Origin of the sequence: Nostoc sp. CCY 9925 (genome assembly GCF_963920935.1) — a bacterium.
Classification (GTDB): Bacteria; Cyanobacteriota; Cyanobacteriia; order Cyanobacteriales; family Nostocaceae; genus Nostoc.
In genome coordinates, this window is record NZ_CAWUDO010000180.1 from 1 (window position 1) to 9,371 (window position 9,371).

Genomic DNA, 9,371 nt, shown 5'->3' on the forward strand with positions numbered 1-9,371 from the left:
GTCATTGGTCATTGGTCATTGGTCATTGGTCATTGGTCATTGGTCATTGGTCATTAGTGATTTGCAAAGGACAAATGACAGAGGACTAATGAATAATGACAAATTGTTATTTTGTTTTTTGCTCGAAATATTGTTCAATATCAGCAACGGCGTCTTCAAAAGCTGCTAAATCGATATCTGTCAAATCATTAGCGAGTTCGAGTTCATTAGCACTATCAGTATGCAATTTTGGTGTACCTTCATCCTCAGTAGGACTTTCTTGTAAGATATCCTCCAATTGTTCGAGGGCTTCTTCAAACTCTTGATCAGCGTCCCAGCGCTGTGGTAGGTGGCTTTGCTCCATAATGTTGATTTGAAAATCCTGATTTACTAGGGTAATTTTTATAGATTTAAATTTTGCATATATAACATCATATTTGTGGTTATCTGCTTTATCAACTTTACAGCGATCGCTATTTTTGGCTAGTTGCTGACATCGAAGGGGCACAGAGGAAGCAACCAGCACTCAAAAGGCTGATGTAGGCGGGCTATGCAACCCACCTACTAGCCAGCAATTACGAATTACGAATTACGAATTATTTTAATTCTGTTGCAACCACTCATCCAAGCGAGACATTTCCACCGCCCGGTTCAACAACAATCCATTCACCTCGTTTGAGCCGGAGTGGAGGGCTAACACATAATACTTACCGTTGATATTACCGATAATTGCACCGCCAGAAGCACCTTGATTAGTATCACAGTTGTGGTACAAAAAATTATCCTGACGGCGGAGGATACTGCATTTCAGGTGAACGCCAGCAGTCATACTTTCACCAGCAGTTAGAGTTTCATAACCTTTTTTCTTGGGGTTGGGAAAATCACCAGAATAGCCGACTAAGGCGAATTTTTTCGTATCGCCAACCAAACTAGAAGGTGGTAAGGATTTCCAGCCCAAATAACCATATTTTTTACCGATAGGCTTGTTGAGTTTCAAAATCGCCCAATCGTTTGCATAATCTCCTAAATCGCCATTTTTAAAGTCTGTACCGTAATAAACATTAGTGGCGTAAGCTACATCATTTTTACTTTTGACGACACCATTAACTAAGTTTGGCAGAAAGGCGATCGCTTGACTAACTTTTCCGGTTTTTGCGTTAACCACACAGTGAGCATTTGTCAAAACAACATCTTCAGCAATCAACGTTCCCGTGCAACTGTAACCGTTACCCTCAGCACTTACCCCCTCGATTTTACCCACCGCCGACCAAGGGTAATTTCTGCTAGTCATGGGAATACGGTCATCCTTGGAACCAATGATTACCCGTTGTCCGGGGAGTTCTTCTTTCTGATTTAGCAGCGAAGGTTCGCCTTTTCCTGCTAGTTGAAATTCTCTGGGATTTTCAACTTTGGTAAAACTGGGTGGGGTTTGTGGTTGGGCTGAGACTGAAGCCCAAATTCCTAAAATTCCGGCGCTAATTGTGGCTAGGCAGGGGAAGATAAATTGTTTGGATGGAAATATGGTTTTCATGAAAAATCACTCCTGTAAATTTTGAGGGGGAAATTTAAACGCAAAGGGGCGCAAAGGTAAGCGCAGAGGTTCGCAAAGTAGTGTTTTGCCTTGCTGTGCTCAATTTTGGGCGTTGTTGAATCAGAATATGAAATGCCAAAATTACCTTTCTTTTTCTTTGTACCTTTGCGACTTTGCGTGAGACAAATTCATATTTTCAATCAGCAATGCCCAATTTTGAATTGTTATTCCCACTCACCCAACAAAGTAAAAGCCGACCAAGAATAGGGGTTACGCCATTTTTCTTGTGACCACATTTTGAGTTGTGCGGCTCTGAGGGCAGCAGCCGGAGTTTTCCCTTGCTGCAACATTTGGCTGTAAAATTGGCTCATCAATAGTGATGTTGCTTCATCGTCAACGTTCCATAAAGACACCACCACCCGCGCCGCACCTGCATACATTAATCCTCTTGTCAACCCCACTAGCCCTTCTCCTTTCACTTCTTCACCCAGACCGGTTTGGCAGGCACTCAGCACCACCAACTCGGCTGGAAAGTTGAGGTTAAAGATATCAGTGAGTCGCAAAAAGCCTCTTTGGGATTTGCCTTGTTTATCTATCAGGGAAAGGACAATTCCTGATAACTCTGGTTCAGTGCTGTCTAGAAAGCCGTGGGTTGCAAAATGCAGGATTTTGTATTGACTTAGTTGGTCGTTGGTAGCCCAGTTGTAGTTTGCGTCAAAACCAAAGGCTTGGATGTTCTCTGAGGGTGAGACAAGTTTGAGAATTTCCTGCGCTTCTTTTTCTGTGCCGGGGAGTCTTTGAATTTCGCTGCGCTTGATATTTCTAGTAGACCGCTTGAGGGCAGACTCTTCTAGTTGCTGGTCAATGTTATTATTAGCAACATTGGAGGATTTGCCAGCTACTCGCTCATCATTAACGGTAAACACTGGGTCTGCAAGGATGGCGAGGGTTTTTGGTGCTTTTGTGCGTCCTGTGGTTTGTTTCCTGAGAATGGCAATGGTGGAGGCAGAAGGTAGAGAGATAATTTCATGGTTGACTACCAATGGTTGATAATCTGAACCATCCGCTGATTTAGTTGATGTAGTTAAAGCTGCAAAGGGAATGTATTGTAAAGCTTCATCACCAACAATTACGAGGCGTTTTTGCCCCAATTTATCAGCAACAGGTTTGAGGATAAGTTGACTCAGTTCGTTAGCCGCTTTCGCCGTTTCTTCTGGGGAAACTCCCTGGTATCCAGGATTTCTTAAGTAATTGTCGTATAAATTCTTGGCTGCTTTGTCTATTTGTTGGCGTTTTGGAAGTTCATAGCTATAAAGAGAGTCTGGTGTGACAGCCCAAAGATAGCTACGTTCTTCACCTAAAGAATATTGCAATAGCAGTGTGTCTTTATCTAGTTGTTGTTGAATTTGTTTGAGAGTTAGAGGTTGAGGATATTTCAAATCGGCATATTCAGGGTTATTGGCGCGGATTTTAACTTCAAGTTCTCGCTGTTGTTTGAGTAAGTCTTGAATTTTTTGTTTGGTGTTAGTTAAAACTTGTTCTGGGGTTTCTTTTTTAGATGATAGTTCTGATAATAATTTTTCTTGAGCATTGATTTGCCATTGCAAACGGCGTTCTTCTGCTAACAGTTTTGGGTCAATGCCTTTTTTGATATCTATGTTTGCTTCGGTTAGTAGTTCAATTAGACCACGGGCACGAGAGCGATCGCTAACTTGCAGTGCCAATGCATCGTATCCTTTTGATGGGTCTTTTTTGTGCAGTTGCATCAGCAGATCGGTGTAGAACTTGTAGTAGTTTTGGACTGAGGCAAAGTAAGAAGCGCGTAGTTGTTGGTCAGCTATTTTGGTGCGTAAATCTTCAACGATTTCAATGGTTGCTTGAATATGTGTTTGGGCTTGTTTTAGATTACCGCGATCGCGTTCTAGGAAAGCTATGTTAAAGAGGGTGGTGGCTTCCTGTTCTCTGTTCCCCACTGCACGGTGTATGGGTAAAGCTTGGTTGTAGTATTTGAGTGCTTGTTGCTTTTTTCCTAAATCGTCGTAGACTAAGCCAATATTGTTGAGGGTGGTGGCTTCCTGTCCCCTATACCCCGCTGCACGGAATATGGGTAAAGCTTGGTTGTAGTATTTGAGCGCTTGTTGCTTTTCTCCTAATGAGTCGTAGACGAAGCCAATAACAGTGAGGGTAGTGGCTTCCTGTTCTTTGTCCCCCACTGCACGGCTTATGGGTAAAGCTTGGTTTAAGTATTTGAGCGCTTGTTGCTTTTCTCCTAATGAGTCGTAGACACCGCCAATATTGCTGAGAGTGGTGGCTTCCGCTCTCCTGTCTTCCACTGCACGGCTTATGGATAAAGCTTCGTTGTAGTATTTGAGCGCTTGTTGCTTTTCTCCTAATGAGTTGTAGACACCGCCAATATTGTTGAGGGTGGCGGCTTCCCCTTCCCTATCTTTTACTGCACGGCGTATGGGTAAAGCTTGGTTGTAGTATTTGAGCGCTTGTTGCTTTTCTCCTAATGAGTCGTAGACAGTGCCAATATTGCTGAGGGTGACAGCTTCCATTCTCCTGTCTTCCACTGCACGGAGTATGGGTAAAGCTTGGTTGTAGTATTTGAGTGCTTGTTGCTTTTCTCCTAATGAGTTGTAGACATTGGCAATATTGTTGAGGGTGGTGGCTTCCCCTCCCCTGTTCGCCACTGCACGGAATATGGGTAAAGCTTGGTTTAAGTATTTGAGTGCTTCTTGGTTTTCTCCCAATAACTTGTAAACACTGCCAATGCCAAGTAGGGTGACGGCTTCCCAGGGTTTATCATCAACTTGTTGCAAAAGCTTCATCGCTTCTTGGAATTTCCCGATCGCCTGTCGCAGTGATTCTGCCGTCCCTTGTTGATAAAGCTTCAACCCCTCTTGCGTCAGTCGTACCGCAGCAGCGTGAGTCGCATTTTGTTGAGTGGTTCCTGGCTGCTGTGCTATCTGCAACCCTCGGTTTCTCGGTGTCGCCCCCACTGTATCAGCAAGCATTACCGCACTCAGCAACAAAGTTAAACTGTAGCGGGTCAATTTTGGTAGAAACCACCAGCAAACTCGTTGAGACTTTGCACTTCTCTTCATTCTTTAGCCTCACAGCCTCAATCAGTGATTATTTGCAGCCCTATCCTGTCGGCATCAATTCCGCTTATTAGTAAATTATTTAATTGTCGCCAGTGATATTGCTGAAACTTTATGTTGATTTTATGGGTGCGGTTGAGAGTTATGGTTCTGGTTTCTGTTTTTGTAACGAACTTCCTCGGCAAAGTCTGATTTTCTCGTTCTCGCGCTTCCTAACGGGAGGTGGGGAGATGAGGAAGAAAACGATAAAATCTATAAAACTGGTAAATTTAAACTATGAATACAAATATTGTTGCTAAAGTGACGGCTGAAGGAAAACTCGAAATCCCGCCAGAGGTGTTAGTTAAACTCCAACCTTTGACAGAATACGAAGTCTTGGTTACAGAAGATGAAATTGTATTTAAAAAAATTAGTAAACAATTGACTTGGGCAGAATTATCAGAAAAAATCGAAACTTTAGGAGTAGATGCCAATCAACCTACTCTTCAAGAAATTAGTGAGATAGTCAAAGAAATGCGACGGGAACGACGCTCTAAAAAATGAGAGTTGTCTTAGATGTTAATGTTTGGGTTTCTGGTTTACTTTGGCGTGGTGTTCCAGGTAGAATTTTCGATTTAGCAGCAGCAAATAAAATAACCATTTATACTTCTGAGCCTATCCTCGCAGATGTTGAATAAATACTTGCATGTCAGAAGTTTCAGTCAAAGATAAATGCTTTGAATACAAGTGTAAAAGAGTTGCTTTCTACAGTAAAACAGTTATCACATTCATGTATTATCACTTTGGCAATGGAAGTTTTAAAACTTACGACTAAAATTGATGAATCAGGATATTTAAATCTTAATATTCCAACGCAGTTAGTAGCTGTTGAAGTGAACGTTGTAGTTGTTTTGAATCCAGTTTCGTCAGAGGAAAAGCAGCAACTTAGTTATGATTTCTCCGATTTGGCGGGGCAATTAACTTGGCAGGGAGACGCGGTAGGAATGCAGAGGAATCTACGCGATGAATGGTAATCGCTACGTGTTGGATACTTCAGCGTCTCTACAAAAAACCGATTTTTGTAGAGACGACTATTTATCGCGTCTTTTGCCTTAAGAACTGAAACCCGATCGCCACAATTGCCAACTCTACAGCAACTCGAACCGTGCTTGAAAGAACCGCAGATATTTTGGTTCGTAAATCATCTTCAATCCGCGCAGGCGATCGCGATTATAATAAACTTCTTCCACTGCTTCAGCAGTCAAATCCATGTGAGCTTGGGTATACACTCGCCGGGGAATAGTCAACCGCACTAGTTCTAAATCTGGATAATAATTATCGCCTGTTTCTTTACTGCGTCCTGCGGAAACGATACCCCGTTCCATTGCCCGAATACCTGCTTCTAAATACAGTTCGGCTGCTAGGCGTTGTGCCGGAAATTGATCTTGGGGAATCTGCGGTAAAAAGCGTTTGGCATCTAAATAAATCGCATGTCCACCAATGGGCACAACAATTGGAATACCCCAATCTAACAGCTTTTGTCCCAAATACTCAACCTGTCCAATACGGGCACGAATATGATCGTCTTTAACTGACTCTTCGATACCCCGTGCCATAGCTTCCATATCGCGGCCAGCCATACCGCCGTATGTATGCAGCCCTTCATATATTACTATTAAATTACGTGCTTCTTCGTAGAGATTATAGTCATTGAGAGCCAGCCAACCGCCGATGTTCACCAGTGCATCTTTTTTGCCACTCATGGTGCAGCCGTCGGTATAGGAGCAAAATTCATGTAAGATAGTGGCGATCGCTTGATTTCTATAATCTTCCTCTCGTTGCTGGATAAAGTAAGCATTTTCCACGGCGCGGGTAGCATCAAGAATTATGCGGATACCATGAGTTTGGGCTAACTGATGTACTTCCCGCAGATTAGCCATCGATATCGGCTGTCCGCCAGCCATGTTCACGGTTCCCGCGACGCTGATGTAGGGAATGCGTTCTGCCCCAACTCGCTCAATTAGGTCTTTGAGCTTTTGCAGATCTACATTACCTTTAAATGGATGCAATGATTGGGCATCGTGGGCTTCATCAATAATCACATCGACAAATGTACCGCCAGCCAACTCTTGATGCAGCCTGGTTGTGGTGAAATACATATTCCCTGGTATGTAATCGCCTGGTTTAATCAATATTTGAGAAAGAATGTTTTCAGCACCACGTCCTTGGTGAGTCGGCACTATATGACGATAGCCGTAATATTTCTGGATGTTTTCTTCTAAATTATAAAAGTTTTTGCTACCAGCATAAGCTTCATCACCCAGCATCATCCCCGCCCACTGATAATCGCTCATGGCTGAGGTGCCGCTATCAGTGAGCAAATCAATGTAGACATCTTCAGAGCGTAACAAAAAAGTATTGTAACCCGCAGTGGTGATCGCTTGTTCCCGCTCAGCGCGAGTAGTCATTTTTAATGGCTCAACCACTTTGATTTTATACGGCTCTGCCCAAGAGCGACGGCGGCGCGGGGAAGTATGCTTGGCCTCAGTCATAGATTGATTGCTCCTTGATACCGACTAGCTGAATATTTGCACCCATTTTGGTTGCTAAAACCTGCTGTTGCCAAGACCCTGACAACTAATTTTAGTGCTGTTTCGGGGCACACCACTGAGCTATTGTTTCAATTCGTGCTTGCTGTATCAATTCCCGAACTTGCGATTGATTACAGCCATAGGTAGATGCTAATAATTCTTCACCTTGATTTTTTGCCTCATCCGCAGATGCACCAAAGGCCATGATTTCTTCGTCTTGGTTACCTGTGATTTGATCAACTGGAATGATACAGATATATTGAGGTTCGTTTTGTCTGATTTCTTGCACCATTACTTACTTACCAACCTCGCTGATAATAGGTGTCTATTTTTAATATATTTCTAACTCCAGATAAACACGAATTAAAGAAAAATAGAGTCAATATTTCCGTGTTTTGGTTTTGGAAAATACAATTTTTTATACCTAGTTAAGAGAATGTTAAGAATTCTCTCAAAATCCTGCTTATCAGAAGTGTAAACAGTTACCTATGTGACAATTAACTTAAGCATCAATAAATATCTTTTTGTAAAGTTTTGTTTGGTTTTCAGCTAGTAATCCATTCTGAGTTATGAATTTACTCAGTAAAAACATCATAAAAATTGGAGGTTATAAAATGGCATTTCGGAATAATTCAGTCACAAATTTATGGCAGAAAGTACAACAAGATTCAGTTGTTTGGGGGTCGTTAGGTCTTTGGATTACTGCATTAGTTGTATTGTTACTAATGCTGGCAATGTTTTCTAACGCTTAATCTAGGCAAAATTATTCTAGTTCTAGTTCTAGTTCCTGGGCAGCAGCTTGGGAACTAAGATAGGATAAGCTGCCATCTTGAGAAAACTCAAATTATGAACTACAAAATTCTGGCTACAGTCATAGTGCTAGCTACTGCTAGCTTTGTGACTCCTGCTAAATCTCAAGAACCTGCAAATGAAACTCCAGCAACATCAAAAACATCAAATGAAGTTGTGAATGCTTGTATTCAAAATCAAGCCCAAAATTTACCAAATCCCTTTACAGATGTTCCGTCAGACCATTGGGCTTTCAAAGCAGTTATGACTATGCACTATTGTGGTGCGTTTCGCCAAGCTACACCACCAGCTTTATTTGAAAAACTCCAACCAACTGAAGGCCAACAGCAACCGCAGCAAGAACAGCGGTTTGAAAAATAATAAATATAAATAATAATTCAGAACTCAGGAATCAAAATTTAGCACAAATTCTGTATGACTGGGTATTGCTTGATGGTGAAGTTATTCTGAATTATGACTTCTTTTTATGATTACTATTTACCTGATTAGTTCAACAGAAAAGAATTAGCAAAAATAGCAGCTTCAGTTCGATCGCGCAAATTTAAGCGAGTCCAAATACTCATAACATGATTTTTCACCGTTCTTTCAGAAATGTAAAGACATTTAGCTTAAAAATCGTACAAATCTCCATACTTTTAATTATGGGAATTATCCTGTTATTTATTGCCTTTTAATACTCATTACCCGCCAGAGCAAAAATTAAACTCAGCTTTAACATTCCATCGCTTACCGTCGTGAAGCAATAGGGTTAATTTGTCAGCCGTAAACTCAAAATACAACTGGCGATTTTCAAATTCTGGCCAAGCAGCTTTAAAATTCTGCTTTGTTAAATCCCGAAACGCAACTGTCATGTGGGGGGCAAAAGGTCGGGTTTTAGAAACTTCGTCAACAATTCCCAACTTGCTTTCTACATAAGCCATTAAATCAGCTTGCAAAGTTAAAAGTTCTTGACTTCTGACCACATCAATATATATAACGCGGGGTGTAAAGGCAGCAAAATCTCTGAGTGTAATAGGTATTGGCTTTTGTCGGTTACCAAATTCCCTCAAAGAAGTTTCTAGCAATGTGACGTTAGCATCTGTCCATTCAAAGGGCGGTTGTAGGGTAATATGAGGCGGAGACTTTTGTGCCCCACGACTGGCATAATGATCGGCAAAATACTGCTTGATCTGATTAGCGTAGTCCTGAATGTCTTGTGGTGGTAGAAGCGCAACAAAAAAACGGCTCATCATTAATTATTTTTATTCCTTTCTGCTGTTTTAGTTAAATGTTCAGTAAATTACTGTAGTTAGTCTACATTGCTACTCAATTGCTACTTAAAAGCAACAAGTCCACTAGCTTTACTAGCCTTATCTGTTTCTCCAGTGCCAGGTATCT

Annotated in this window: 11 protein-coding genes and 1 pseudogene; 5 read left to right on the forward strand and 7 right to left on the reverse strand. The window is 41.6% G+C overall.

Features of this window, described 5'->3' with window-relative positions; all coding sequences use genetic code 11:
* Window positions 1-106 precede the first annotated feature (106 nt).
* The 3 genes from ACM0OY_RS38330 to ACM0OY_RS38340 all read right to left on the reverse strand — a co-directional run bounded on the left by ACM0OY_RS38330 (window position 107) and on the right by ACM0OY_RS38340 (window position 4,617).
* On the reverse strand, window positions 107-487 hold the full coding sequence (locus ACM0OY_RS38330; RefSeq protein ID WP_414573946.1) for a hypothetical protein: 381 nt from the start codon (window positions 485-487) through the stop codon (window positions 107-109).
* Between the two features lie 93 nt (window positions 488-580).
* A complete protein-coding gene (locus ACM0OY_RS38335) occupies window positions 581-1,510 on the reverse strand; it encodes a trypsin-like serine peptidase (protein ID WP_414573947.1) in 930 nt (309 codons plus the stop codon).
* 224 nt (window positions 1,511-1,734) lie between these two features.
* Window positions 1,735-4,617 carry a CHAT domain-containing protein gene (locus tag ACM0OY_RS38340; RefSeq protein WP_414573948.1) on the reverse strand — a complete coding sequence of 961 codons (2,883 nt, stop codon included), beginning with the start codon at window positions 4,615-4,617 and terminating at the stop codon, window positions 1,735-1,737.
* Window positions 4,618-4,890: 273 nt separating this feature from the next.
* Here ACM0OY_RS38340 and ACM0OY_RS38345 point away from each other — a divergent pair, with 273 nt between their 5' ends.
* Genes ACM0OY_RS38345 through ACM0OY_RS38355 form a run of 3 tightly spaced genes read left to right on the forward strand, consistent with a single transcriptional unit; the run spans window position 4,891 to window position 5,627 of the window.
* Window positions 4,891-5,157: a hypothetical protein gene (locus ACM0OY_RS38345; RefSeq protein ID WP_414573949.1), complete on the forward strand. Its 267-nt coding sequence runs from the start codon at window positions 4,891-4,893 to the stop codon at window positions 5,155-5,157.
* Entirely contained in the window at window positions 5,154-5,291 is a 138-nt protein-coding gene (locus ACM0OY_RS38350) for a putative toxin-antitoxin system toxin component, PIN family (protein ID WP_084177679.1), read from the forward strand. The genes ACM0OY_RS38345 and ACM0OY_RS38350 overlap by 4 nt, the downstream gene beginning before the upstream one ends.
* Window positions 5,292-5,330: 39 nt before the next feature.
* Window positions 5,331-5,627 carry a hypothetical protein gene (locus tag ACM0OY_RS38355; protein ID WP_414573950.1) on the forward strand — a complete coding sequence of 99 codons (297 nt, stop codon included), beginning with the start codon at window positions 5,331-5,333 and terminating at the stop codon, window positions 5,625-5,627.
* Window positions 5,628-5,741: 114 nt separating this feature from the next.
* Here the strand turns inward: ACM0OY_RS38355 and ACM0OY_RS38360 are convergent, their stop codons facing one another.
* Window positions 5,742-7,145 carry a tyrosine phenol-lyase gene (locus tag ACM0OY_RS38360; protein WP_414573951.1) on the reverse strand — a complete coding sequence of 468 codons (1,404 nt, stop codon included), beginning with the start codon at window positions 7,143-7,145 and terminating at the stop codon, window positions 5,742-5,744.
* 91 nt (window positions 7,146-7,236) lie between these two features.
* The gene (locus ACM0OY_RS38365) at window positions 7,237-7,476 is read right to left on the reverse strand and encodes a hypothetical protein (protein WP_414573952.1); all 240 of its coding nucleotides are present in this window, start codon (window positions 7,474-7,476) and stop codon (window positions 7,237-7,239) included.
* Window positions 7,477-7,798: 322 nt separating this feature from the next.
* Here ACM0OY_RS38365 and ACM0OY_RS38370 point away from each other — a divergent pair, with 322 nt between their 5' ends.
* Together ACM0OY_RS38370 and ACM0OY_RS38375 are read left to right on the forward strand one after the other, a co-directional pair.
* Window positions 7,799-7,936, forward strand: coding sequence for a hypothetical protein (locus ACM0OY_RS38370; RefSeq protein ID WP_414573953.1), 138 nt, complete (start codon window positions 7,799-7,801; stop codon window positions 7,934-7,936).
* A gap of 94 nt (window positions 7,937-8,030) precedes the next feature.
* Window positions 8,031-8,354 (forward strand): S-layer protein, encoded by a 324-nt coding sequence (locus tag ACM0OY_RS38375; protein ID WP_414573954.1) that lies wholly within the window; start codon window positions 8,031-8,033, stop codon window positions 8,352-8,354.
* A gap of 125 nt (window positions 8,355-8,479) precedes the next feature.
* Here the strand turns inward: ACM0OY_RS38375 and ACM0OY_RS38380 are convergent.
* Both ACM0OY_RS38380 and ACM0OY_RS38385 read right to left on the reverse strand, forming a co-directional pair.
* A pseudogene (locus tag ACM0OY_RS38380) lies at window positions 8,480-8,602 on the reverse strand (LuxR C-terminal-related transcriptional regulator); the annotation flags it as partial.
* 72 nt (window positions 8,603-8,674) lie between these two features.
* Window positions 8,675-9,223, reverse strand: a complete 549-nt coding sequence (locus tag ACM0OY_RS38385; protein WP_414573955.1) for a 2'-5' RNA ligase family protein — start codon at window positions 9,221-9,223, stop codon at window positions 8,675-8,677.
* Between the last annotated feature and the right edge of the window lie 148 nt (window positions 9,224-9,371).

Excerpts from the sequence above, each read along its gene's own strand:
- ACM0OY_RS38335 (WP_414573947.1), bottom strand. The coding sequence starts at position 1,510 with ATGAAAACCATATTTCCATCCAAACAATTTATCTTCCCCTGCCTAGCC.
- ACM0OY_RS38340 (WP_414573948.1), bottom strand. The coding sequence starts at position 4,617 with ATGAAGAGAAGTGCAAAGTCTCAACGAGTTTGCTGGTGGTTTCTACCA.
- ACM0OY_RS38345 (WP_414573949.1), top strand. The coding sequence starts at position 4,891 with ATGAATACAAATATTGTTGCTAAAGTGACGGCTGAAGGAAAACTCGAA.
- ACM0OY_RS38350 (WP_084177679.1), top strand. The coding sequence starts at position 5,154 with ATGAGAGTTGTCTTAGATGTTAATGTTTGGGTTTCTGGTTTACTTTGG.
- ACM0OY_RS38360 (WP_414573951.1), bottom strand. The coding sequence starts at position 7,145 with ATGACTGAGGCCAAGCATACTTCCCCGCGCCGCCGTCGCTCTTGGGCA.
- ACM0OY_RS38365 (WP_414573952.1), bottom strand. The coding sequence starts at position 7,476 with ATGGTGCAAGAAATCAGACAAAACGAACCTCAATATATCTGTATCATT.
- ACM0OY_RS38370 (WP_414573953.1), top strand. The coding sequence starts at position 7,799 with ATGGCATTTCGGAATAATTCAGTCACAAATTTATGGCAGAAAGTACAA.
- ACM0OY_RS38375 (WP_414573954.1), top strand. The coding sequence starts at position 8,031 with ATGAACTACAAAATTCTGGCTACAGTCATAGTGCTAGCTACTGCTAGC.
- ACM0OY_RS38385 (WP_414573955.1), bottom strand. The coding sequence starts at position 9,223 with ATGAGCCGTTTTTTTGTTGCGCTTCTACCACCACAAGACATTCAGGAC.